The following is a 22,445-nucleotide window of genomic DNA, read 5'->3' as shown; positions in this document are numbered from 1 at the left end:
TATGAGTGCCCGCATTCTGGTGGTGGACGACGAACAGAGCATGCGCGAGCTGCTGCAGGACCTGTTGGAAGAGCAGGGCTTTAGCGTCTGCTGCGCCGCCCATGGCGAGGCCATGTTTCAGGCATTACACAACCAGGCCTTTGCCCTGGTGATCCTCGACCTGCGCCTGGGCAAGGAAGATGGCCTGCAATTGGCCAAGCGCCTGCGTCAGCAATCCGCCATCCCCATCGTGATGCTCACCGGCAAGGGCGACGAGACCGATCGCATCCTCGGCCTGGAAATGGCCGCCGATGACTTCATTATGAAACCCTTTAACGTACGGGAATTGCTCGCCCGCCTGCGCGCCTTACTGCGCCGTAGCACTGAACTCAGTGCCCCGGTGGCACGTAAAGAAGACCTGCACAGCCATGAGCGCCTGTGCTTTGCCGATTGGGTGCTGGATCTCACCGAGCGCCAGCTCTACCGCAGTGATGGCAGCAAGGTGGAGCTGACCTTCGCCGAGTTCAACCTGCTGGAGGTGCTGGTACGCGCGCCGAATCGGGTGCTCAGCCGGGATCAGCTGCTCGAACTCAGTCGGGGGGATTACACCGAAGTCTTTGACCGCACCATCGATGTGCTGATCCTGCGTCTGCGCCGCAAAATTGAACCCAATCCGCGCCAGCCCAGCCTGATCCGCACCGAGCGCGGTCTGGGCTATGTCTTTAGTGCCCAGGTGAGCCAGGGCTGATGCTGCATTCCGCCCGCGCCCGGCTGTTGCTGGCCCTCACGGCCATCGCCCTTGGCACCCTGGTGCTGGCCTGGGTCGGCTGGCTCGGTCTGCAACGCAGTGAGGCCACCCTCGCCCGCCTGCAAACCGAACTGCTGCCGGATATTTCCACCTCCCTCACCCTGGCCGAGCGCAGTGCACGACTGGCCGCCCTCGCCCCCTATGTGGCGGAGGCGGTAGCCCCCTTTCAACTGCAGCGGGAGAGTCAGGCGCTATACGATGGCATCGCCGAGCTGCAACAACTGGCCACCCAGCTACAGCATCCGGAAATTGCCCCGGCGTTACCCCCCTTACTACAACAACTGGCCGCCAGCCTGGATGAACTGATCCGCCTGACCAAAGCCGAGCTGTTCCTGCGCGAAGATGGCCTGCAATACCGCTTCCGCCTGCAACAACTGGAGCCCAGTCACGAGCAACGTCTGCAGCAGCCCTGGCTGAATGCCTTCAGCCAGCAGATTGAGCCGATTGCCAGCCTGCTCAAGGCCGAGCCCGAACAATTGCTGAGCCAGTGGCAACAACGCCAACAACGCCTGCTGGTGCTGCTGGAACAACCAGGAGCCCAACCACCACGCCTGCAACAACTGGAGCAAATCGGCCAGGCGCTGGTGCAACTGCGTCAGCAGCAAACCCAGGCCTTGGCCCGTAAAACCTACCTGTTGGCGGCCCTGCGGGCCCAGTCGGAGCAGCTCTCGGCCCGGGTGCAGGAGTTTGTCAGCACCCTGCAAGGGCGCATCCTCGCCCAGCAACAACAGCTGCAACAGAGTGCCCAACGCAGTCGCCAGCAACTGCTGGTCTTCTCCCTGCTCAGCCTGGCTGCACTGTTATTAGGCGCAGCGATCAGCTGGCGGCTGGGGCAACGGCTGGCCAGTGTGACCGCCGCCATGACCGCCCTGGCCCAAGGCCACACCCATACCCGCATCCCCGCCATTGACCGCCGCGATGAAATTGGCGACCTGGCCCGTGCTTTTCAGGTGTTCCGGCAAAATACCCTGCAACTGGAAGCCACCAGCGCCGACCTGCAACAACAGAGTCGCCTGCTGGAAACCATCTTTGCCAATATCAACGACGGCCTCAGCGTGTTCGATCGGCAACAGCGTCTGCTGGCCTGGAATCCCCAATATCTCAGCCTGTTTAAACTCCGTCCCGAACAACTCTACCCCGGCATGCCGCTGCAGGAAGTGCAGGCGCTGATCAACGCCGAACCCCATCGCAACCTCAGTCTGGATAACCAGCCGCTGAATATGGAAGAAGTGAACCAGCGCCGCCTGGCCCTGCCCCAGCGTTTTGAGCGTGCCTATGGGGATGGCCGGGTGCTGGAATTCCGCAGCCGCCCCATGCCCGATGGCGGCTTTGTGACCCTCTACGCCGATCTCAGCGAACGTAAAGCCATCGAATCCCAGCTACGTCAGGCGCAGAAAATGGAAACCCTGGGCCAGCTCACCGGCGGCATCGCCCATGACTTCAACAACCTGCTGGCGGCCATCATTGGCAACCTGCAAGTGCTGCTGGGGCAACCCCAGCCCCCTCGGGTCCAGCGCTATTCGGAACGGGCACTGGCCGCCGCCGAGCGCGGCTCCGCCCTGGTGCAGCGGCTCCTGGCCTTTGCCCGGCGACAACAGCTGCAACCACAGCGGGTTTGTCTGGAGGAGTTGATCGAAGGGCTGCTGGATCTCCTGGAGTACTCAGTGGGGGAAAAAGTACAGATTCAATTGGAGCTTTCCCCCCAGCCCAGCTGGATTGGCATAGACCCCGGCCAACTGGAGCACAGCCTGCTTAACCTGGCCCTCAATGCCAGCGCCGCCATGCCGCAAGGAGGGCAGCTCAGGTTGCGTAGCCGCTGGCAACAGCAGCAAGGGCAAGCCGGCGTACTCCTCAGTGTCGAAGATCAAGGCGAAGGCATTGCGCCAGCCCTGTTAGAGCGAGTTCTGGAACCCTTTTTCACCACCAAGGCGGTCGGACAGGGCAGTGGTCTGGGGCTTAGCATGGTGTACGGTTTCGTCAAACAATCCGGGGGCGACCTGCGCATCCACAGCCGCTACGCCGAAGCCGATAGCGGCACCCGTATCGATATCTGGCTGCCCCGGCTGACGGACAGCACCACGACCCCTGCCACGGAGTGGGAGCAGCCAGTCTTACCCGCCCTCGCCAGCAGACGGGTACTGTTAGTGGAGGATGATGCCCAGGTACGCAGCGCCAGTGAGGCGATGCTGCAACACCTGGGGCAGGAGGTGGAGGCGGTCGCCCAGGCCGAGCAGGCGATGGCACGGCTGTGCCAACATCCTCCCATTGAGATCCTGTTATCCGATATCAACCTCGGCCAAGGTCGCACCGGCATTGAGTTAGCCCAGCACTGCCAACAACAGCATCCACAAGTGCAGATCCTGCTCAGCTCCGGTCTGCCGCTGGCCCTGTTACGCCAGCGCTATGGCCTGCCCGCAGACACACCCCTGCTGTGCAAACCCTTTAGTCTGGCGCAACTGCAACAGGCCTTAGCCACCCTGGCACCGCCACCTCACTAACCCAGTTTGGCCGCCAACTGCGCCTGTTGGCGACTATGCCAATAGCCACCAAACAGCATGGCCGCCAAACTCACTAACAGAATTGGCAACATCCAGGCATTCACTCCCCACCAGCCGAGGGTGCTTTCCAGCCAACCAGAAGCGAAGGAGGCCAGAGTCACCATGGAGAACACCATAAACTCATTCAAAGCCTGGGCCTTGGCTTTCTCCTGCTCCTGATAGCATTGCGTCAACAGGCGGGTGGCGCCGATAAACATAAAGTTCCAGCCCACCCCCAGCAGTACCAACGCCAGCACAAAATGCAGATAGCTTTGCCCATGCAAATTCAGCAACACGGCGGCCAACAGACCCACACAACCCAGCAGAGTGACAGCTAAGACCCCCCATTTATCCAGCAGGCGGCCGGTAATAAAGGCCGGGGCAAACATCGCCAGAACATGCCACTGAATCACCTGGGTGGAGTCACTGAAGCTAAAACCACAGGCCTGCATCGCCAAGGGGGTAGCGGTCATCACCAACACCATCACCCCGTAGCTGGTCATCCCGGCCAGCACCGCCACCGCAAACATTGGCTGGGCCAGCAAACCCAGCACACTGCGGCCCTGATAACGTTCCGCCGCCTTCGCGCTAGGCACCTTGACCCAGGCCAGTAACACCAAGGCCAACAGATAGAGCCCCAGCAGGCCGATAAAGGCCCCCTGATAACTGCCACCCGGCCAGTATTTTTGACTGAGAATGGCTAGATTCGGGCCCAATATGGCCGCCAGCACACCGGAGGCCATCAGTAATGACAGGGCACGGTTTTTCGCCGCCGGCTCACATACCTCCAACACGGCAAAGCGATACAGGGTGCCAAATCCCAGACCGATACCGATCAGCCAGGTGGCCAAACAAAACAGGTAAAACTGCTGCCACTCCAGCCCCAGCCAGGCTAGCAGCGCACCACTCACCCCCAGACTGGTGCCCAGTACAAAGCCTCGTTTACGCCCCACTCTGGCCATAATCAAGGAAGCAGGAATAGTGGTCAGCATCAGGCCGATAAATTGCGTCGCCACCGGCAGGGTCGCCAGCTCTGGCACAGGGCTCAGGCTTTGTCCAACCAGGGCGGTCACCGCCACCAACAGGATATTGCCCGTAGTCAGCAGAGCTTGGCATAGCGAGAGTAGGTAAACATTGGCGTTCATCAGTCATCCTGCCCGATAGCGTGATACATGAAGAAAATCTAATACATTCCCCCTGGGGGAAAGTCTAGGGAATTGATCGTTGTTGTGATCCGCCTAACCCTGGGATAAAGGTCAAGGACATCCCCACACTGCGTCTCACTTTTCGCCTGGCAGCCTGCCATCCCCCTTGAGCACCACCACTCGCATCCTTAAAATTGCTTTTCTTTCAAAGCATTAGAGTAGCAATTATGCAGTTTGCACTCCCTTGGCTACGGCTTGGCCTATTCGCGCTGTGCCTGCTGCCTCTGTTGGTTCGCGCCGATTATGGTGATGTATTGGTAAGTGAAATCAGCAGCATTTATGACGGCGATACCTTCAGGGTCAGCATTCACAATTGGCCATCCGTGGTCGGTGAACGCATTCCGGTTCGCATCCGTGGTATTGATACCCCTGAGCTGCGCGGACAATGTGAAGAGGAAAAGCGCCAAGCTCGTGCTGCCAAGCAGTTCACGGTGGCGGCTCTGCGCCAGGCGCGGGAAATCAAATTAAAGAAAATTGAGCGGGATAAGTACTTCCGCCTGCTGGCGGAAGTCTATGTGGACGGACGCAACCTCGGTGAGGAATTGGTACGTCAGGGGTTGGCCCGTCGCTATGATGGCGGCAGCAAGGCGGGCTGGTGCCGCTCTTAGTGCTGATTCTGGTTTTCTTGCAGTAATAGGGCCCTTATTCCATTCGCCACTGTTGCCGGATGGCCTCAATTCGTTTGCGGTTGACTCCCAGGTCGCTATAGCCCACCCGCGAGGCGGAACGCAGCTGAATCACTCCATTGCTGGCATCCAGCTTCGCCTCCAGATCATCAACAAAACCAAACAGGGCAGACTGAAACTCCGCTGCCAGGTAATCCTCCTCAACCCGCTTCAGCTCACCACCCTGGGCCTGGATGAGTTGCTGCAGGCGTACCCAGCTGGCACTGACATCCTGTTGCAGCGGCAGGGGAGCAATATGGCTAGCATCCGTTGCTGTGGAAAGCACACAATTAGGTTTGTTGGGGCAGGCCTGTAACTCGCCAGCACTGTCTAGCCCCATCGCCTGACCTTGGCGGGAGTCCATCGCCAACCACCAAAATCGCAGTAGCAACACCACCAGTACCACACCCAATAACGCCACTAATCCGAGCAAAATACGTTTACCCCAACTCATTTCAGACAGTTCCCTTATCCAATTCGGCTTCACTAAATACCACCACCGCACCTATGCATTGATCATCCTGCATGATCGGGGTGCTGACATAGTTTACTTTGAGTTCACGCCCATCACGGCACCAAAATACATCATCCCGCACCACATGCTTAAAGCCTTCAGTGAAGGCTGCATAGATCGGACAAGCCTGAGCCGGAAACGGGCGACCGTCAGCATGCTGATAGTGGATCAACTCATGCATCGGCTGCCCCAGCAACTCCTGCTCTTGGTAGCCTAACAGAGTGCAGGCGACCTGATTGACGAAGGTGCAGTGGCCTTCACTATCCAAGCCATAAATACCCTCGCCAATATTGGCCAGAATGAGCTCATTCCACTGATCTTTACGGCGTAATTCCTCTTTTAGCTTCACATCCGCCGAAATATCCGTGGCAATGCCGATCAGGTATTCCAATTGCCCCTTTTCGTTGACACAGGCACGCCCAACATCGCGAATATGACGCATCCGTCCCCAGGCATCATGGATACGATATTCGAGATGCCAACGCTCTGGCTGGGGTTGCTGCAACACATCTTGCACCCGCGGCAAGTCTTCTGGATGCACCGCTTGCCAAAAGAGTGCCGGATTACTCAGCAGATGCTGACTGGGGGTACCCCAGATCGACTCAAACTGTTGATTAACATAGATAAACTGTTGCAGCTGCGGCTTCGCCATCCAAATTACCCCAGGCAGATTTTCCGCCAGAGTACGCAGACGACCTTCTGTTTCACGCAAGCTTAGCTGCAAGTGTTCACGCTCAGAGCGATCCTGCAGCAGTAACAGTGCGCAGTCACGGCCTTCCCAGTTGATCGGAATGGCAAACAACTCCAGGGGGAAGCTATGCCCCTTGGCATGCAGCCCTTCCAGAAAGCGCTCCTCTCCCCCCTGTTTACGCTGCTGAAAAAACAACTGGCGCCAGCTCATGTAGAGGTCACGGTAACGGGGGGGCAGCAAGGTTTCGAAGAACAGCTGGCGCATGCTGGGTTCAGCATAACCAAAGAGCCCCAGGCTCTTGGCATTGGCAAACAGTACCCGGCCATAGGCGTCAATAATCACCACCGCCATCGGCAAGGCATCCACCAGGGTCAACATCAATTGGCGCTGCTCCTGCGCCTGGGTCACATCCTCCGCCAGCCACACCATCATATGCTGCTGTTGCTCACCATCCCGCATCCACTGCCGGTGGGAATGCAACCAACGCTCGCCCCGTGGCAGGGCCAAGCGTTCCGTGCTCACCAACACTTCACCCTGTAAATCCCGGCTGCGCTGCTCCAGCTCGCGCACATGTTCCATTCCACTGCCAAACAGATCACGATCATGCAGGTGTTGCTCCATCTGCTCTGGCGCCAAGTTAAGCCAGTGCCGGGCGGTGCGGTTCATGCGCAGGTAACGGCCAGACTCCATGTCTTTCACCACCAGCATCAACGGCAAGCTATCCAGTACCCGCTCGGCAAACAACCGTTCTTGCCGCAGTTCACGGGTACGCAGTAGCGCCTCCTGTTCACTGAGGTGCTGACGTTCGGCCAGCATCAAAATCATCACCGACAGCACTCCGATCCCCAAAAAGCCAAACGTCAGCAGGGGCCAGATACGCTCTCGCATCTGTACTGCAATGTATTTGGGATCCAGCACAGCACTGATATTGAGGGTACGATCACCAAACACCAGACTCTGGTGATACATCCCTCCCATCGGCAACAGTTGGCTAGCAGGTTTACTACGTTGCTGGGGCCAGGAGAAAAACTGAATCCGCGAGGCGTTATCCTCTAGCCATAAGTGAATTGGGCGCTGGGCCAAACTGCGTTCTATCGGAGCCAGCATATCGCTTACCCGCAGCACCGCCAGTACCAGCTGCTGACGACTGGCTTCCACCGATAGCATCAGCAAGAAGCTCCATTCCGGCTTATCACTCTGCACCAAGCGCAGGGGATCAGTGGCGACTAAGGTACCGTAGGCCAATGCCCGCTCAATCGCCTCTCTCCGGTTATGGTTGGTGAACAGATCAAATCCCAGGGCTTCTTCATTACCCGCCACAGGGGACAGGTAATACACGGGAAAATATTGCGGCCGCTCACTGGCAGGTACGACTCCATCCCCCTGCAAGTCAGTGAAGCTAAAGCCACTGAAACCTGCTCGACGAGCACGGCGTTCCCATTCTTGTCGCTCTTCATGGGTCACCTGGGGTACCCACTCCACCGCCTGCACTCCTGGGAGGGAGACATGCAGATTACGGGCAAAACGCTCAAATTCGTCATGGGTGACTTCTTCCGACGCCACAAACAGACCACGCAGGCTATACAGCGCCTGGTTATAGCGGGCCAGCTGGGTACTCAGCTGTGCTTGAATCGTATTGACCGCCAGTTGCAGAGTCTGCCCCAGGCGTTGCTCCTCTTGCTGCTTCATCCAGCCATAGAGGCTCACCACAATTAAAAACACCAATAACAGCGGCAGACTGAGTAAACCCTTGGTGCGTGCCAGCAGAGTCTGTTTAGGCAATAACCACAACAGGATAATCGGGGTAAAAACAAATACCCCCAAACTATCCCCCAACCACCAGGTTAACCAGCTGTTGCTTAACTCATCCGCGCTTAGCAGTCCTATCCACCACAGCATCAGATTACCGTTGGAGGCAGAGATCATGCAGGCAACGGGCCCACCCAACAGCATCACCCCCAGCATGGCCCGCAGTTTTAACAGTGACCAATGGTTGCCGTTCACTCGCTCAATCAAATAAACCGCTACCACCCCCTGCAAGGTGGAGCCCATCGCAATACCTAACGCCAACCATAACGCCTGCCCGTGCCATGCTCCCTCACCTAAATTTAGTGAGGCAACATAGAGGTTAGCCGCCAGCGAGCCGAGCAAAATCCCCCAGGCTAAACGCTTGCCACCATATAGCAGTGCCGCCAAGGCAATCCCGGCGGGTGGCCATACTGCCGTAGCAAAACCAGGGGGAATCGCCAGCAACAGCCCCAACCTGGCACCAACGAAATAGGCTAACGCCAAGAGCAAAATCGCTGCGATCAACCGCCAACCCTGAAGAATTACCCGATGCTCCATGCCCGTCCCGACCCTCCTTTAGTCCGACTAGCACCCATCACTGCTAAACTCGCCCATGTTCCATAGAGTTAAGCACAACAACTTGCAAGTGCAGACCTACAGCCCCATAAATGATCAAGGAATGACCAGCACCAGATTAGGGTGTACACTGCTGCCATAGCCTGAAATTTGTCGAGAATGCTCCTTTGCCGAGATTGCACCGAGGCCCGATATGATTAACTCCACCTCCTCGAACAGTTCCAGCTTGCTCAGTAGTTTGCAGCAGCAACAAGAGCAGCTGCAGCAAAAGCTTGCCTCCGGCAAGCGGATTAATCGCGCTGCCGATGACGCTGCCGGTCTACAGATTGCCGGTCGTCTCTCTACCACGGAAGTAGAAGCCAAGGGCCGCGCCAATAACGCCCTGGATCAGCGTAATCTCAACAGTATTCAGGAAGGCCGGTTGAACGCCATCAGTGAGAACCTGGTACGGGCCCAGGAGCTGTTGGTGCAGGCAGGCAATCCCCTCTATGCCGGCTCCAATGCGATCCAGCAGGAGCTTGATGCAGTGAGTGAAACCGTCAACGTGATCGCTAAAGAAGCCCTGGGTCAGGATAATTTTTTATCCGGCCTCAATGCCGGCGACCCCGATACCAGCCTGGCTACTCTTAATAGCGCGGCGGATACAGTGAACAATGAAGCGACCCGCTTAGGCGCCGAGTCCAATACTCTGCAACGTCAGGCCAATACTTATGAACTGGTGGCGGTTAACACCGCAGCGTCCCGGCAACGGGTAGAAGAAACCGACTACGCGCAAGCCAGTAGCGAACGCTCTGCCAACGATGTGTTACTGCAAAGTTCGCTACGGGTGGAACAAAGTCGCCAACAACAACAAGGGCTGCTAATCGATACCCTGATTTAAGCACCTCCCCTTCTCGCTCTGCCTCCCTTGCGGCAGCCTTCCGGCTGCCGCCCTTGTTTCTCAGCCTGCTGAACCTCATGGTCAGCATATTCCCTTATTGCCTTGGTATCGCAATGCGCCCCTTGCTGATGCTGTGCAGTCTGTTTTTTAGTGTGAATGCCATCGCCGCATTACGCATTGCTATTCCCCCTGCCTTTGATACCAGACATCCCGTACGTAGCTTGGTGGAACGAGCCTATGCCATGCTAAACATTGATATTGAAGTCATTGTCTTACCACCCAGGCGCTCAATATGGGAGGTCAACAATGGCAATATCGATGCTGAAATGGCCAGAGTAGAAGAGGTCGGTAACAACTATCCCGAACTGATCAAGGTGCCGGAGCCTCTCGGCCCCCTCAAAATTGCCGTACTTAGCCTCAATCCTGATTTAGCAGTGAGTCGCTGGGAAGACTTGTATGGCCTCAAGGTGGACTGCATCCGCGGCTTTTTGTATTCAGAATTGCGCCTTGGCGCCCGTGCTGAGTACCTCTCTCACCCTGACTTAGCTCTGGAACGTTTGCGCATAGGGCGTAGCCAAGTTGCCGTTTTACCCTATGAATATGCTTTACAGTTACAACAACGCTCCAGCTTTCCCCGGCTTCATCTGTTAATCATTGACCAGCCAACCCTCTACCACTATCTACACCCACGTCATCAAGCCTTAGTCGAGCCCTTAAGTGCCGCCATTCGCCAGCTTAAACAGCAGGCGGCCCAGCCCGCTGGCATAGAGGAAAGCTCAGCAGGCAGCCCCGCCATCCTGCTCACTCCTTAGCCCGGCCTCTCCCTGGCAAAAATAGCGCTGCCGCAAATGCTGTTGTGCCTGCTCCTGCAACAGGCTGACAAAAGCCTGGGCAGCAGGGCTTAGAGGATTCTGGGTAGAGGTGATCAAATGCACATCAATGGTGGGCAAGTCACGGTAGGGAGGCAGTTGCCAGAGTTCGCCGCTGGCTAATAAAGGCTTAGCGGTATCCAGGGTCAGAGCACCATAACCGACACCGGCCCGAATCAGACGCAGCACCTCCTCCTCATTGGGGGAAACCGCCACCAAATAGCCGGAGATGTCCAGCTCGGCACGCAAACGCGCCACCGATTGCAGCCCCTCTTTGGGTTGCTCACTCTCAAAGGCCACATAATCCAAGCCGCGTAAATCGGCAGGGGTCAGGTCATGGCGACCATACAGAGGATGCGCCCGCCCACAGTACAAGCCCATCTGCTCATGTCCGAGCAAGGCAAAGGCCAGGCTGCCATGGGGTTTTTGCACTGTGCCTATGCCGATATCCGCTTGCCCCGCCGCCACCTGGGCCAAAATCTCCACACTGGGCACCGCCTTAATATCAAAGCTGACCTGCGGATAACGCTGATGGAACAGGCCCAGGGTGGCATCCAGCGGTGGGCAATGCGCATGGCTGGCCACCTGAATCCGCAGCTCCCCTTGCAGCTCCTGGGTATCGGCAAAGCGCCCCAACAAACGCTCAAGAATACGGCAGGCAGCGGCACACTCTTCATACAGCTGCTGGCCCTGATAGGTCAGGGCAAAGCTGCCTTTTTTACGCTCAATCAGACGAATACCCAAATGGGCTTCCAAGCGCTTTAAAGCGTTACTGATACTCGGTTGCGACAGGTGTAAGCGTCTGGCCGCAGCGGTGATGCTACCTTCATCGACAATCACCACATAGGTGTAAAGCAGGTTCCAATCCAGATTGCGTAATAGCTGCTGGGTACTCGCCATGTTGAGGCCTCCATACATAGCTGTGTGCTATGCATAATATACATACAATTCATTTGCTAAATACATAGGCAAAAAAGACACTCTGTGCAGGAGGAATTCCCCTCCCGATGGATGCCCAGCTTTCCTGGTTGTCACCGATCAGAAAGCCTTGGGGCCGGCCCGCTGGCCCCTTCTTTTCATCCCATCGCGCCAACACAGAGGAATCGTCATGCACAATAACAACAAGCATCTGTTACTTTCCCTGGCCTGTGCCGCCACCCTGTTGCCCAGCCTCAGTCAGGCCGAGCCTGTGCTACGTATCGGCACCGAAGGGGCCTACCCTCCCTTCAACTACGTTGCCAGTAATGGTCAGCTGGAAGGCTTTGACGTCGAAATCGGCCAAGCCATGTGCGCCAAAATGCAGCGCCAGTGTGAATTCGTTGCCCAGGATTGGGATGGCATCATTCCCGCTCTGCTGGCCGGTAAGTACGACCTTATCCTGGCCTCCATGTTTATTACCGAGCAGCGCAAAGAACAGGTGGATTTCACCGATCCCTATTACAAAGCAGCGATGAGTTTCGTGATTCCCAAAGGCGAAATTCGTGACGATTTTTCACCTGCTGCCCTGGCGGGCAAGGTCATAGGTGCGCAGAGCGCCACCACTCAGGCCGAATTTTTGTTAGCCAACTATCCCGATGTGGAAGTCCGCCTGTACCCCACCCAGGATGAAGCCAACCTGGATATGGCCAATGGCCGCCTGGATATGATGGTCGGTGACTTACTGCCGATGCTGATGTGGACCCAACAGACTCAGGATGGCGGCTGCTGTGAACTGGCTGGCGATCTGATTACCGATCCCAAATTTGTCGGTGATGGTGTCGGTATTGCGGTACGCAAGGAAGATAGCCAACTGCGTGAACAGCTCAACCAGGCGCTGGCCGCGGTGATTGCTGATGGCAGTTACCAGCGCATTAACGATAAGTACTTCCCCATTAATATCCTGACCCTGAAATAAGGCAGTTGCTGATGGAAGCATTGGCCATTCTGTCCTGGGGCGATGGCGGCTGGGGGGACGAACTGGGGCGAGGACTGGGAATCACCCTGGCACTGGCCCTCACCACCCTGCCCATTGGCCTGGTATTAGGGCTGTTACTGGCCCTGGCGGCAGTCAGTCGGCAGGGCTGGTTACGCCAACTGGCGAAGCTCTATACCGGCACCCTGCGCGGGCTCCCCGAGCTACTGACCCTGTTCGTGGTCTATAACGGTGCGGCCTTATTGCTAACCTCGCTGATGCGTTGGCTTGATCCAGAGTCTGGCTTTGTCGAACTCAGCCCCTTTGCCGCCGGGGTCGTGGCCCTGGCACTGGTGTTCTCCGCCTTTGCCGCCGAGGTGCTGCGTGGTGCTTATCAGGCCCTGGATAAAGGCCAACGGGAAGCGGCCCGGGCGCTAGGGATGAGCGCCAGTCTCAGCTTCTGGCTGGTTGAATTCCCGCCGATGCTGCGTCTGGCATTACCGGGGCTGGGAAACCTGTGGCTGAACCTGCTCAAGGATACTGCCCTGGTCTCGGTGATTGCCCTCAATGATCTGATGCGCATGGCTTCGGTAGCGGTAGGGGCAACCAAACAGCCCTTCCTGTTCTACCTGAGTGTGTGCCTGCTGTACTGGGCACTCTGTGTGTTATCCGAATGGGGCCTGGGTCGGTTAGAGCGTCGTCTCACCCCCTGGCAACGTCCACTGCACTGATGATGAGCAAAGGAGCATAAAAGATGGAATGGCATCCTTATCTGCTGAAGCTGCTCAGTGGCGCCGCCATGACCCTGCAATTGACCGGCACCGCCGTGGTGCTGGCCAGCTGTCTGGCCCTGCCTTTGGCATTAGTGCGGGCCTACGCCCGCCCAGCCTGGCAGTGGCCACTGCGGTTGTATATTTCCTTCTTCCGCGGCACCCCACTGCTGGCCCAATTGTTCCTGCTCTATTACGGCAGCGGCCAATTCCGGCCAGAGTTACAGCAACTGGGGCTGTGGGGCTTTTTCCGTGATCCCTTTAACTGCGCGGTGCTGGCCTTCACCCTCAACTCCACCGCTTACCAGATCGAAATCCTACGCGGCGGCCTGCAAGCCGTACCCCGTGGTGAAATCGAAGCAGGACTGGCCTATGGCATGCGCTGGAGCCTGTTGTTACGCCGCATCATTCTGCCCCATGCCTACCGTATTGCCTGGCCGGCACTGGGCAATGAAATCATCCTGCTGCTGAAAGCCAGTGCGATTGCCAGTGTCGTCACCCTGCTGGATGTGATGGGACAAACCCGGCGTCTGTTTGCCAGCAGCTTTGACCTCAGTGTTTACCTGTGGGCGGGACTCGCCTACCTGCTGATCACCTACGCCTTTATCTGGCTATGGCAACGCTTTGAAAAGCGCTTAAGCCGACACCGACCACCCGTCTGAGATCAGCCATCACCCGGATTTTTAACCTGGGCCGAGTGCGGCAGGCCCCCTGCCGCCCGCCCACCACTACCCCTGAACGCAACCTGACTCATTTTACGCAAGAGGATCTCCTATGAACGTTCATCAAATCAAAGCGCCCTACCTGCTGTTTGTTGGCGATGCCGAAGACTTGCTGATGGCCAAAACCGCCAAGGGTGTCGCCCACTGGCGTCCGGAAAACAGCCTGGGCCAGTTGCGCTTCCCCGAGGCCAAAGCGGATCTGGGGCTGCCCGATATGGATGTGGCCACCGCAGCCGCCGCCGGTGCCAAAACCCTGATTATTGGCCTGGCACCGATGGGCAACTCTCTGCCCCCCAGCTGGATTGATGTCTGCATCCAAGCGCTGGAAGCAGGCATGGATGTCGCCAGTGGCCTGCACCTGCGCCTGACCGATGTACCTGACATTGTCGCCACCGCCCAACGTACCGGAGGCAAGATTCACGATGTGCGCACTCCCCCCGCCAACCTGCCCTGCGGCACCGGCCTGCCCCGTACCGGCAAGCGCCTGCTGACCGTAGGCACCGACTGCTGCGTCGGCAAAATGTTTACCGCCCTGGCCATTCACAAAGAAATGCAGGCCCAGGGTATGGATGCCACCTTCCGTGCCACCGGCCAGACCGGCATCTTTATCGCCGGCCAGGGCATTTCCGTGGACGCCGTGGTGTCCGACTTTATTTCCGGCTCGGTTGAGCTGCTGGCCCCTGCCGCAGCCCATGACGAGCACTGGGATGTGATCGAAGGCCAGGGTTCCTTGCTGCACCCTGCCTATGCCGGGGTGAGCCTCGGCCTGCTGCACGGCTCCCAAGCCGATGTCCTGGTGGTCTGCCACGAAGCCGGACGGGTTGAAATGGACATGATGCCCGGCTACGACGTGCCCTCGTTGGAGGAGACCATCGAGATCAATCTGCGTCTGGCCAGCCGTACCAATGCCAAGGTGCGCCTAGGCGGCATCGCCCTCAACACCTCGCGCTATAGCGAAGCCGAAGCCCTGCAGTTGATCAGCGAAGTGCAGCAGCGCTTTGATGTTCCTGTGATTGATCCGGTACGCACCGGTGTCGCGGCCATCGTCGAAGGACTGCGCCATGGCTGAAGTACGCATCTACCCCGAGCAGTGGCCACTGCATGAGCCCTTTATCATTTCCAGCCTGCCGCCCATGCACTTTGGCGAGGTGGTAGTGGTCGAGATTCATGAGCAAGGCCTGGTGGGGCGTGGCGAATGCGAACACGCCACCCTCTATGACAGCAGCTACCCCGATATCCTTGCCCAGTTACAGGCGGTGCAGTCGCAATTGGCCGCCGGCGTCAGCCGCGAACAACTGTACCGCCTACTGCCACCGGGCTGCGCCCGCAATGCAGTGGACTGCGCCCTGTGGGATTTGGAAGCCAAGCGCAGTGGCAAACCGGTGTGGCAACTGGCTGGGATGACCCGTCCACCGCAACCGGTCACCACCGTCTTCACCCTGTCACTGCACACCCCTGAGCACATGGCCGAGGTGGCGGCAGCCAACCGCCATCGCCCTCTGCTCAAGCTTAAACTGGGGCAAGAAGGAGATTTGCAACGGGTCGCCGCGGTGCGTGCCGCCGCCCCCAGTTGCCGCCTGGTAATCGACGCCAACATGGGCTGGACCCCAGCGCAGTTTGAGCATTATCAGGTGGAGATGAAGGAACTCGGGGTGGAAATGATCGAACAACCCTTCCCCCCCGGTCAGGATGGCATCCTGGCGGAGATTGAGCGCCTGATTCCAGTCACCGCAGACGAGTCCTGTCAGGATCGCTCCTCACTGCCCAGCCTGGTCGGTCGCTATGATCTGGTCAATATCAAGCTGGACAAGGCCGGTGGCCTGACCGAAGCCCTGGCTCTGGCCAAAGAGGCCAAAGCCCTGGGGTTCGAGCTGATGGTGGGCTGCAATGTGGGCACCTCCCTGGCGATGGCACCTGCCTTGCTGCTGGCCCAGCAGGCCCGCTATGTGGATATCGACGGCCCCTTGCTCTTAACCGAGGATCGGCCACAACCCATGCGTTATGAGCAAAGTCTGGCTTATCCCGCTAACAGTGCTCTGTGGGGTTAACCCACGCTTGTGGCAGCGCCCTGGTGGCGCTGCCTTTTTTACATAAAACAACATAAATAGAAGTTGAATTTCATAGCGACACAGCACTACATACAGAGCTATCCCCGCTAAGTGCTAACTACCTCTGGTTAGCTTGGAGTTGATATGGGACGCTGCTGTCCATGGTTGCTGTGCTGCTTAGCACTCAGCCCACCGGCCCTGGCCGGGCCAGACAACCTGAAGCAAACCGTAAATATCTGCGATGATGCGGCCGAGTGGCCACCCTATGTGTATTACCAGCGCACCCTGGGGGTGAAGCACACCAACCAGATTACCGGCGCCACCACCGAGCTGCTCAAGCAGATTTTCACCAACCTCGGTCTCAATTACCGCCTGCAATTGCTGCCCTGGAAACGCTGCCTCTATGAGGTAGAACACTTTGATCGTAACGGCAACTTTGAAGTCGTCAGCAATGCCTCCACCAATCAAAAACGTCTCAGCTACAGCTACGCCAGCCTACCGCTCTATCGCGTCCATCAGGGTGCCTTTTCCTCCCCCCGCCGCTTTCCCCAGCCGCCGGATATCAAGCAACCCAGTGACTTCAATACCTATCGGCTGTGCGGCATCCATGGCTATAACTACGATATGTTCTATCAAACCGGGATTAAGCCAGAGTGGGACTACAGCCCTGGCTCCAATCACCAGGCACTACTGATGCTGTCTGCCCGCCACTGTGACTTTTTCATGGGGACGCTGGAGCCCGTGCTCGGCGGCGAACCTGCCGGGCTCTACCAAATCAGTGAAGATATTCGTTATTTAGCGGTGGAGGGAATGCCGGTCACCGACTTCCATCTGCTCGTCAGTAAGGCCTCCCCAAGGGGGGAATGGCTCATCGAACAGATCAACCAACAACTGCAAAGGTTGCAACGCAGTGGCTTGGTCGATGCCATTTACCATCGCTACCTGCCTCTACATGGTTCAGGTCTACACCCCCATCCTCCCGGTTCCGCTATAGTAAGCAAACGACTTTCCTTACCCCCTTAACCGCAATACTTAGACCCCGGCATGAACGAACAAGACTGGCAGCAACTGCAACACCATCCCCTCTCTGCCTGCCTGGCAGGCTGCTGCCCCCCTGTGGCAGCCCTGCCACTATCAGCGTGATCAGCATTTACTGCACACCGGAGAACAACAACCCAGGCTGTGGCTGCTGATGGAGGGCCTGGTGCGCTTTTACTACCTCACCCCGGCCGGCAAAGAGTTTAATAAATCCTTCGCCTTGCCCGGCCACTTACTGGGCAGTCTCAGTACCCTGCTCGCCAACCAGCCTGCCCCCTTTCATATTCAGGCCCTGCAACCCTGTCGAGCCTATCTGTTACAGGGCGCCGGACTGCAACAACTGGCGGCCAGCCACTCTGACTGGCAGACCTTGCAACTGCGTCTGTTGCAGCAGCTGGCACTACGCAAAGAGCAGCGGGAAGCCGACTTTCTCCTGCGCTCCGCCAGTGAGCGTTATCAACAATTTCTACAGGAACATGCCGAGGTAGCGGAGCAAATTGCCAACTACCATATCGCCTCTTATCTGGGGATTACTGAAGTTGCCCTTTCCCGCATTCGCCAGCGCCTACGCACCAGCAGCGCTTAACCCAGGTTAATGCCCGTAGCCGTCTCGCCGCCCACACTGAGCCTTCATCTTCAAGGAGGCTCCTATGTCCATTTCCGCACACACCATCCTGATTACTGGCGGCAGCGAGGGGATCGGCCTGGCCCTGGCCAAACGCCTCAGCCAACAACACCAGGTACTGATCTGTGGTCGTGATCCGGCCAAACTGGCCAGCGCCAGCCAAGGCAACCCGAATCTCATCCCCTATCGCTGTGATTTACGTGACCCCGAGGCCTGTCTGCACTTGGCCGCCCAAATCAAACAGGCACACCCCAACCTCAACTGGCTGATCAACAATGCCGGCGCGAAAAGTCTGCTTAAGCTGGCCCAGCCCGATGCCAACTGGCAACAGGCACTGGCGGATGACCTCAGCCTCAATTTTCAGGCAGCGGTGATGCTCAGTCAGGCGCTGCTACCCCTGCTGCAACAGCAAGCACAGGCACGCATTATCAATATCACCTCCGGCCTGGTACACCTGCCCCGGGCAGAGCAGCCCTTTTACTGCGCGGCCAAGGCGGCCCTGCATTCCTATAGCCAGAGCCTGCGCTGGGCCTGCCGCGACAGTCGGCTACGTGTCCATGAAGCGTTATTGCCATTGGTGCGCACTGGCTTCCATCCCCAGGGTCTCCCCCAACACCAGTCCGCCTGGAGTGCCGAGCAGGTCGCCAGCGCCTTACTCAAGGCCGTGGAGGCCGAACAGGAAGAGATTTACCTGGGTAAAGCCAAGCTCACCCCCTGGCTGGCCAACCTGTGGCCGCAACTGGGGCTACGCCTGGTGAATCATTAAGGCTGCAACAGGATGCGCCCAAAGCGGGCCTGCTCCGCCACCGGCGTAATCGCCAGTAGTTGATCCAGACGCAATGACTGCCGCCCCTGCGCCGTCTCCACCTCCAGGTACTCGCACTGATCCGACGCGGTGCGGGTCGTCAAAGGCAGTGCCTGCAGGCGACTGCCATCGGTCAATTCGATCAATAGCTGATAATGAAACAGGCAGGCAATTTCCAGGTAGTCATGCAAATCGCAATCGAGGGGTTGGTAGGTTGACATCATGCCTCCTGTCAGTTGGCTCAGGCTGTCGTTATAATCTAACGCCCAACTCTCCCATACCCAAGCTGGATACTGGCATGACTGACTCTTTAGTTCTGACCCGCCCCGATGACTGGCACTTACATTTGCGTGACGGTGCCGCCCTGGCTCATACCGTTCCCGCCACCGCCCGGCAAATGGGACGGGCAATCATCATGCCAAACCTGAAACCGCCGGTGATGAATGCCGAACAGGCGCTGGCCTATCGCCAACGCATTCTGGCGGAAGTGCCCGCAGGGGTAGCCTTTGAGCCCTTAATGGTGCTCTATCTCACCGACAACACCACCCCGGAGATGCTGGCCGCCGCCCAGGCCACGGGCCAGGTGGTGGCGGTGAAACTCTACCCCGCTGGCGCCACGACCAACTCCGACTCCGGCCTGACGGATCTGGGCAAGCTGGATGCCATCTGCGCCGCCTTAAGCGAGCTGGGTATGCCACTACTGGTACACGGGGAAGTTACCCATAACCATGTCGATATTTTTGACCGGGAAAAGCAGTTCCTCGACGAAGTACTGGCCCCGCTGATGGCGCGCCATCCCAAGCTGAAAATGGTGGTGGAACACATCACCACGGCCGATGCCGTCGCCTTCGTCAACAGCCAGGGCAGCAATGTCGGCGCCACCATCACCGTGCAACACCTGCAATACAACCGTAACCACATGCTGGTGGGTGGCATTCGCCCCCATCTGTTCTGCCTGCCGGTGCTGAAGCGCAACATCCATCAGCAAGCCCTGCAGCAGGCGGCGATCAGCGCTAGCAGCAAGTTCTTCCTTGGCACCGACTCCGCCCCCCATGCCAAAGGCGCCAAAGAATCCGCCTGCGGTTGCGCCGGCTGCTTTACCGCCTATGCGGCAATTGAACTCTACGCGGAGATTTTTGAAGACCTGGGGGCACTGGATAAGCTGGAAGGCTTCGCCAGTCACTTTGGCCCCGACTTTTATGGCCTTCCGCGTAACCAGGAGCAGGTTACCCTGGTCAAACAAAGCTGGCAGGTGCCAGCGGAAATGGAGTTTGGCAGCGACACCATCGTCCCGCTGCGGGCCGGTGAAACCCTGCGCTGGAAGCTGTTGGCTTAAGCCCCTTTCCATCTGGGCAGGGTAATGCAAAAGCAGCTGCCCTGCCCCAGCTGCGACTCCACCCTAATCTGGCCATGATGGGCCTCGACCAAGGCTTTCACCAGGCTCAAGCCCAGGCCCATCCCCGCGCTACTGCGACTTTTATCCGCACGATAAAGGCGCTCAAAAATATGCGGCAAATCCGCTGTGGCAATACCTTCACCACTATCGCGGATAACAACCTGAACCTGATCCTCCTGCTGCCTGAGCTGCAGCTGGATCACCCCCTGGGGCGGGGTATGTTTAAGAGCATTATCGAGCAAGTTACCCCATACCCGCTGCAAGCATCCGGCATCTCCCTCCACCCAGAGTGGTTGCAGATCCACCTGCAACTCTATCTGTTGCTGCTCCGCCGACAGTCCATACAGCTCAACCAGCTGAGCCAATTGCTGGTGCAAGGCCACGGGCTGCGTTTTTAACAGCAAGCCAGCCTCCGCCTTGGCAATATCCAACAGGGTATTCAGGCACTGCTCCAACTGTTCCCGTTCCAGGGCACAGTCTTCCAAGGCATGGCGCCATTGTTGCGGATCTTGCTGGGATAATGCCTGCTCGGTCGCCAGGCGCATCCGGGTTAACGGGGTACGCAGATCATGGGCAATGCCATCCAGGGAGCTTTTCATCCCGGTTATCAGGCGCTGCAACTGATCCAACATGGTATCGAACAGCTGCACCAACTGCCCCAACGCGCCCTTGTGCTGGGGCAGGGCAGGACGCTGTTGCAGCCCCTGCGCCAAAATCGACTGCAGGGTTAACGCCAGGGCATCCAGCGGTAATAACAGCCGTAACAGTAACCAGCCACAGAGCCCCAGACTCGCCAGCGCCAAGGCCAGCATTCCCCCCAACAACCACCAACGATTCGATACCAACTGAGCCTGGGCCGAATGCCTTAGGCGCCCTAACTCCAAGCGCCCACTGGGCAAGGGATAGTCAAGGTAGTAAAGTGGCTCAGCCGCCTGGGGCCAAAAGGCAAACAGCACCTGACCCTGCTCATCCCACCAGCGCAGTTGGTACTGCTCATGCTCTAAAAAGCTTTGGTCACGCTCCAGCACCACCTTCAGCTTGTCCGCCCCCGAATGCTGCAAAATACGCTGATAATTGGCGCCCAACTCCTGTAACCGTCCTTGCTCATACTGTAATAGCGTACGCTGTTGCAGCCATTCCATTAACCCGGCTACCCCCGCGCCCACCAACAACAGAGCCAGCGCATAAACACCCAAGATGCGCACCAGCGTTTGCCGATAGGTCGGAGCTTGTTTCATGCTTCTTCCTCACGCAGCACGTAACCCAAACCACGCAGGGTATGGAGTAATTTCAGGGGGTGATCGCGGTCGATCTTACTGCGCAAGCGGCAAACCAACACATCCACCACATTGGTTTGCGGATCGAAATGCAGATCATAGACCTGCTGCAGGATTTGCGTTTTGGACAACACCCGCCCCACGTTGCGCAGCATATATTCCAGTAGTGCCAGCTCTTTAGGTTGCAGATGTATCCGCTCGCCACCACGCAGCACGGTCTTGCGCACCAGATCCAGCTCCAAATCCGCCAGCTGTAAACGCGACAACAGGGGTTGCTCAAGACGCCGCCGCCACAACGCCTGCACCCTGGCCTGCAATTCAGAAAGGGCAAAAGGCTTGATCAGGTAGTCATCCGCCCCGGCTTCCAGGCCCTCGACCCGCTGCTCCAATTGCGCCCTGGCACTGAGTAACAGCAGCGGCTGACGCAAGCCCTGACCACGCAGACGTTGCAACAGGCTAAGGCCATCCAGCCCCGGCAACATGATATCGAGAATAGCCAGATCAAATTCACCATGACGCATGAACTGCCAGGCCTCGAGTCCATTGGCAAAACACTCAACCTGCCACCCCTGCTCTTGCATGCCCTGCGCAATAAAGCGGGCAATGGTGGCGTCATCCTCGACTAACACCAGACGCATAACCTTCCTCCTTCTTGGTGCTGAGTGTACTGAATTGCCACCAGGCCGCGGGCAAGATTGCCAAAGGGTAATCTTGCGGCAAGTTTGGGGTAAGTTCCGCCCCCTAACCTGTTACGACATACATCGCCCTGGGAGGAACTGCCATGAACAACACCTTCACTCATCTGTTAGCCGGCCTGAGCCTTAGCCTGTTCGCCACTGTCGGCCACAGCGCCACCTTGAATCAACAACCCCTACTGAGCCAGAGCAGCAGCCAACAGTTGGCTGAGCTGGCATTACAGGCTTGCCAAAAAGATGGCTATAACGTCGCTGTCAGCGTAGTCGACAGTGCTGGCACTCTGCGAGCCTTTGTTCGTTCTGACTTCGCCGGCCCCCATACCGTTAGCAGCAGCTTCCGCAAGGCCTACACCGCCGCCAGCATGGGCCGTAATACCGCCGAGCTCGGCCAACTCATTGCCGATAAGCCAGAGTTAGCCGGACTGGCGGCAATGGATGACAACCTATTGTTACTGGGGGGCGGCTTGCCCTTGCAACAGGACGGTAAACGCCTGGGCGGCATTGGTGTCGGTGGCGCCCCCGGTGGTCACCTGGATCAAGCCTGTGCCGAACAAGCTATTCAGGCGGTATTCGCCAACTAATGCCCCTGCAAGCAAGCCCTTAGGCTTGCTTGCCCCTTCCCGGCTTTATTCCAGGCTTTTTGTTAATTCCCCATACCCTTCATGT

General features: G+C 57.8%; 22 protein-coding genes. 15 read left to right on the top strand and 7 right to left on the bottom strand.

What is annotated here, in order from left to right:
• Window position 1: 1 nt before the first annotated feature.
• Window positions 2-727, top strand: a complete 726-nt coding sequence (locus Q334_RS0102305) for a response regulator (protein ID WP_035460520.1) — start codon at window positions 2-4, stop codon at window positions 725-727.
• On the top strand, window positions 727-3,285 hold the full coding sequence (locus Q334_RS0102300; RefSeq protein WP_035460518.1) for a PAS-domain containing protein: 2,559 nt from the start codon (window positions 727-729) through the stop codon (window positions 3,283-3,285). Before Q334_RS0102305 ends, Q334_RS0102300 begins: the two co-directional genes overlap by 1 nt.
• Here the strand turns inward: Q334_RS0102300 and Q334_RS0102295 are convergent.
• The gene (locus tag Q334_RS0102295; protein WP_027311794.1) at window positions 3,282-4,469 is read right to left on the bottom strand and encodes an MFS transporter; all 1,188 of its coding nucleotides are present in this window, start codon (window positions 4,467-4,469) and stop codon (window positions 3,282-3,284) included. The genes Q334_RS0102300 and Q334_RS0102295 overlap by 4 nt on opposite strands.
• A gap of 227 nt (window positions 4,470-4,696) precedes the next feature.
• Here Q334_RS0102295 and Q334_RS0102290 point away from each other — a divergent pair, with 227 nt between their 5' ends.
• Entirely contained in the window at window positions 4,697-5,137 is a 441-nt protein-coding gene (locus Q334_RS0102290) for a thermonuclease family protein (protein WP_027311793.1), read from the top strand.
• Window positions 5,138-5,171: 34 nt separating this feature from the next.
• On the opposite strand, the gene Q334_RS0102285 is transcribed toward Q334_RS0102290, so the two are convergent.
• Both Q334_RS0102285 and Q334_RS0102280 read right to left on the bottom strand, forming a co-directional pair.
• Window positions 5,172-5,648, bottom strand: a complete 477-nt coding sequence (locus Q334_RS0102285) for a DUF1499 domain-containing protein (RefSeq protein WP_027311792.1) — start codon at window positions 5,646-5,648, stop codon at window positions 5,172-5,174.
• A gap of 1 nt (window position 5,649) precedes the next feature.
• Window positions 5,650-8,745 (bottom strand): CHASE domain-containing protein, encoded by a 3,096-nt coding sequence (locus tag Q334_RS0102280; protein ID WP_027311791.1) that lies wholly within the window; start codon window positions 8,743-8,745, stop codon window positions 5,650-5,652.
• 211 nt (window positions 8,746-8,956) lie between these two features.
• On the opposite strand from Q334_RS0102280, the gene Q334_RS0102275 reads away from it, so the two are divergent.
• Window positions 8,957-9,643 (top strand): flagellin, encoded by a 687-nt coding sequence (locus tag Q334_RS0102275; RefSeq protein ID WP_027311790.1) that lies wholly within the window; start codon window positions 8,957-8,959, stop codon window positions 9,641-9,643.
• 113 nt (window positions 9,644-9,756) lie between these two features.
• Window positions 9,757-10,455 carry a type 2 periplasmic-binding domain-containing protein gene (locus Q334_RS0102270; protein WP_027311789.1) on the top strand — a complete coding sequence of 233 codons (699 nt, stop codon included), beginning with the start codon at window positions 9,757-9,759 and terminating at the stop codon, window positions 10,453-10,455.
• Here Q334_RS0102270 and Q334_RS17695 read toward each other — a convergent pair.
• Window positions 10,420-11,412 carry a LysR family transcriptional regulator gene (locus Q334_RS17695; RefSeq protein ID WP_051527452.1) on the bottom strand — a complete coding sequence of 331 codons (993 nt, stop codon included), beginning with the start codon at window positions 11,410-11,412 and terminating at the stop codon, window positions 10,420-10,422. The genes Q334_RS0102270 and Q334_RS17695 overlap by 36 nt on opposite strands.
• A 208-nt stretch (window positions 11,413-11,620) precedes the next feature.
• Here Q334_RS17695 and Q334_RS0102260 point away from each other — a divergent pair, with 208 nt between their 5' ends.
• The 8 genes from Q334_RS0102260 (at window position 11,621) to Q334_RS0102225 (ending at window position 18,372) form a co-directional block, all read left to right on the top strand.
• A complete protein-coding gene (locus Q334_RS0102260; RefSeq protein WP_035460516.1) occupies window positions 11,621-12,406 on the top strand; it encodes an ABC transporter substrate-binding protein in 786 nt (261 codons plus the stop codon).
• An 11-nt stretch (window positions 12,407-12,417) separates the two neighbouring features.
• The gene (locus Q334_RS0102255; protein ID WP_027311787.1) at window positions 12,418-13,134 is read left to right on the top strand and encodes an ABC transporter permease; all 717 of its coding nucleotides are present in this window, start codon (window positions 12,418-12,420) and stop codon (window positions 13,132-13,134) included.
• Window positions 13,135-13,157: 23 nt separating this feature from the next.
• A complete protein-coding gene (locus tag Q334_RS0102250; RefSeq protein ID WP_027311786.1) occupies window positions 13,158-13,835 on the top strand; it encodes an ABC transporter permease in 678 nt (225 codons plus the stop codon).
• A gap of 112 nt (window positions 13,836-13,947) precedes the next feature.
• Window positions 13,948-14,964, top strand: a complete 1,017-nt coding sequence (dgcN, locus tag Q334_RS0102245; RefSeq protein WP_027311785.1) for an N-acetyltransferase DgcN — start codon at window positions 13,948-13,950, stop codon at window positions 14,962-14,964.
• Entirely contained in the window at window positions 14,957-15,943 is a 987-nt protein-coding gene (dgcA, locus tag Q334_RS0102240; RefSeq protein WP_027311784.1) for an N-acetyl-D-Glu racemase DgcA, read from the top strand. The genes dgcN and dgcA overlap by 8 nt, the downstream gene beginning before the upstream one ends.
• A gap of 144 nt (window positions 15,944-16,087) precedes the next feature.
• Entirely contained in the window at window positions 16,088-16,966 is an 879-nt protein-coding gene (locus tag Q334_RS0102235) for a substrate-binding periplasmic protein (protein ID WP_027311783.1), read from the top strand.
• A gap of 55 nt (window positions 16,967-17,021) precedes the next feature.
• On the top strand, window positions 17,022-17,567 hold the full coding sequence (locus Q334_RS17690) for a cyclic nucleotide-binding domain-containing protein (protein ID WP_081414300.1): 546 nt from the start codon (window positions 17,022-17,024) through the stop codon (window positions 17,565-17,567).
• Window positions 17,568-17,631: 64 nt separating this feature from the next.
• Window positions 17,632-18,372, top strand: coding sequence for an SDR family NAD(P)-dependent oxidoreductase (locus Q334_RS0102225; protein ID WP_027311782.1), 741 nt, complete (start codon window positions 17,632-17,634; stop codon window positions 18,370-18,372).
• Here the strand turns inward: Q334_RS0102225 and Q334_RS0102220 are convergent.
• Window positions 18,369-18,632, bottom strand: a complete 264-nt coding sequence (locus Q334_RS0102220; protein WP_027311781.1) for a Rho-binding antiterminator — start codon at window positions 18,630-18,632, stop codon at window positions 18,369-18,371. The two genes, Q334_RS0102225 and Q334_RS0102220, sit on opposite strands and share 4 nt — an antisense overlap.
• 77 nt (window positions 18,633-18,709) lie before the next feature.
• Between Q334_RS0102220 and pyrC the strand changes: the two genes are divergently transcribed.
• Window positions 18,710-19,747 (top strand): dihydroorotase, encoded by a 1,038-nt coding sequence (gene pyrC, locus Q334_RS0102215; RefSeq protein ID WP_027311780.1) that lies wholly within the window; start codon window positions 18,710-18,712, stop codon window positions 19,745-19,747.
• Here the strand turns inward: pyrC and Q334_RS17685 are convergent.
• Window positions 19,744-21,045, bottom strand: coding sequence for a sensor histidine kinase (locus Q334_RS17685; RefSeq protein WP_051527450.1), 1,302 nt, complete (start codon window positions 21,043-21,045; stop codon window positions 19,744-19,746). The genes pyrC and Q334_RS17685 overlap by 4 nt on opposite strands.
• Window positions 21,042-21,722 carry a response regulator gene (locus Q334_RS0102205; RefSeq protein ID WP_027311779.1) on the bottom strand — a complete coding sequence of 227 codons (681 nt, stop codon included), beginning with the start codon at window positions 21,720-21,722 and terminating at the stop codon, window positions 21,042-21,044. Before Q334_RS0102205 ends, Q334_RS17685 begins: the two co-directional genes overlap by 4 nt.
• Before the next feature lie 143 nt (window positions 21,723-21,865).
• On the opposite strand from Q334_RS0102205, the gene Q334_RS0102200 reads away from it, so the two are divergent.
• Window positions 21,866-22,360: a GlcG/HbpS family heme-binding protein gene (locus Q334_RS0102200; protein ID WP_027311778.1), complete on the top strand. Its 495-nt coding sequence runs from the start codon at window positions 21,866-21,868 to the stop codon at window positions 22,358-22,360.
• The last annotated feature ends 85 nt before the right edge of the window (window positions 22,361-22,445 follow it).

The sequence above is a fragment of the Balneatrix alpica DSM 16621 genome, from assembly GCF_000619885.1.
Lineage (GTDB): Bacteria > Pseudomonadota > Gammaproteobacteria > Pseudomonadales > Balneatricaceae > Balneatrix > Balneatrix alpica.
Note: the sequence above shows the minus strand (reverse complement) of the source record. Positions and strands in the feature narration are given on the sequence as shown.

What these genes read in the sequence shown, in the direction of transcription:
- Q334_RS0102305 (WP_035460520.1), top strand. Translation starts at nt 2, where the DNA reads ATGAGTGCCCGCATTCTGGTGGTGGACGACGAACAGAGCATGCGCGAG.
- Q334_RS0102300 (WP_035460518.1), top strand. Translation starts at nt 727, where the DNA reads ATGCTGCATTCCGCCCGCGCCCGGCTGTTGCTGGCCCTCACGGCCATC.
- Q334_RS0102295 (WP_027311794.1), bottom strand. Translation starts at nt 4,469, where the DNA reads ATGAACGCCAATGTTTACCTACTCTCGCTATGCCAAGCTCTGCTGACT.
- Q334_RS0102290 (WP_027311793.1), top strand. Translation starts at nt 4,697, where the DNA reads ATGCAGTTTGCACTCCCTTGGCTACGGCTTGGCCTATTCGCGCTGTGC.
- Q334_RS0102285 (WP_027311792.1), bottom strand. Translation starts at nt 5,648, where the DNA reads ATGAGTTGGGGTAAACGTATTTTGCTCGGATTAGTGGCGTTATTGGGT.
- Q334_RS0102280 (WP_027311791.1), bottom strand. Translation starts at nt 8,745, where the DNA reads ATGGAGCATCGGGTAATTCTTCAGGGTTGGCGGTTGATCGCAGCGATT.
- Q334_RS0102275 (WP_027311790.1), top strand. Translation starts at nt 8,957, where the DNA reads ATGATTAACTCCACCTCCTCGAACAGTTCCAGCTTGCTCAGTAGTTTG.
- Q334_RS0102270 (WP_027311789.1), top strand. Translation starts at nt 9,757, where the DNA reads ATGCGCCCCTTGCTGATGCTGTGCAGTCTGTTTTTTAGTGTGAATGCC.
- Q334_RS17695 (WP_051527452.1), bottom strand. Translation starts at nt 11,412, where the DNA reads ATGGCGAGTACCCAGCAGCTATTACGCAATCTGGATTGGAACCTGCTT.
- Q334_RS0102260 (WP_035460516.1), top strand. Translation starts at nt 11,621, where the DNA reads ATGCACAATAACAACAAGCATCTGTTACTTTCCCTGGCCTGTGCCGCC.
- Q334_RS0102255 (WP_027311787.1), top strand. Translation starts at nt 12,418, where the DNA reads ATGGAAGCATTGGCCATTCTGTCCTGGGGCGATGGCGGCTGGGGGGAC.
- Q334_RS0102250 (WP_027311786.1), top strand. Translation starts at nt 13,158, where the DNA reads ATGGAATGGCATCCTTATCTGCTGAAGCTGCTCAGTGGCGCCGCCATG.
- dgcN (WP_027311785.1), top strand. Translation starts at nt 13,948, where the DNA reads ATGAACGTTCATCAAATCAAAGCGCCCTACCTGCTGTTTGTTGGCGAT.
- dgcA (WP_027311784.1), top strand. Translation starts at nt 14,957, where the DNA reads ATGGCTGAAGTACGCATCTACCCCGAGCAGTGGCCACTGCATGAGCCC.
- Q334_RS0102235 (WP_027311783.1), top strand. Translation starts at nt 16,088, where the DNA reads ATGGGACGCTGCTGTCCATGGTTGCTGTGCTGCTTAGCACTCAGCCCA.
- Q334_RS0102225 (WP_027311782.1), top strand. Translation starts at nt 17,632, where the DNA reads ATGTCCATTTCCGCACACACCATCCTGATTACTGGCGGCAGCGAGGGG.
- Q334_RS0102220 (WP_027311781.1), bottom strand. Translation starts at nt 18,632, where the DNA reads ATGTCAACCTACCAACCCCTCGATTGCGATTTGCATGACTACCTGGAA.
- pyrC (WP_027311780.1), top strand. Translation starts at nt 18,710, where the DNA reads ATGACTGACTCTTTAGTTCTGACCCGCCCCGATGACTGGCACTTACAT.
- Q334_RS17685 (WP_051527450.1), bottom strand. Translation starts at nt 21,045, where the DNA reads ATGAAACAAGCTCCGACCTATCGGCAAACGCTGGTGCGCATCTTGGGT.
- Q334_RS0102205 (WP_027311779.1), bottom strand. Translation starts at nt 21,722, where the DNA reads ATGCGTCTGGTGTTAGTCGAGGATGACGCCACCATTGCCCGCTTTATT.
- Q334_RS0102200 (WP_027311778.1), top strand. Translation starts at nt 21,866, where the DNA reads ATGAACAACACCTTCACTCATCTGTTAGCCGGCCTGAGCCTTAGCCTG.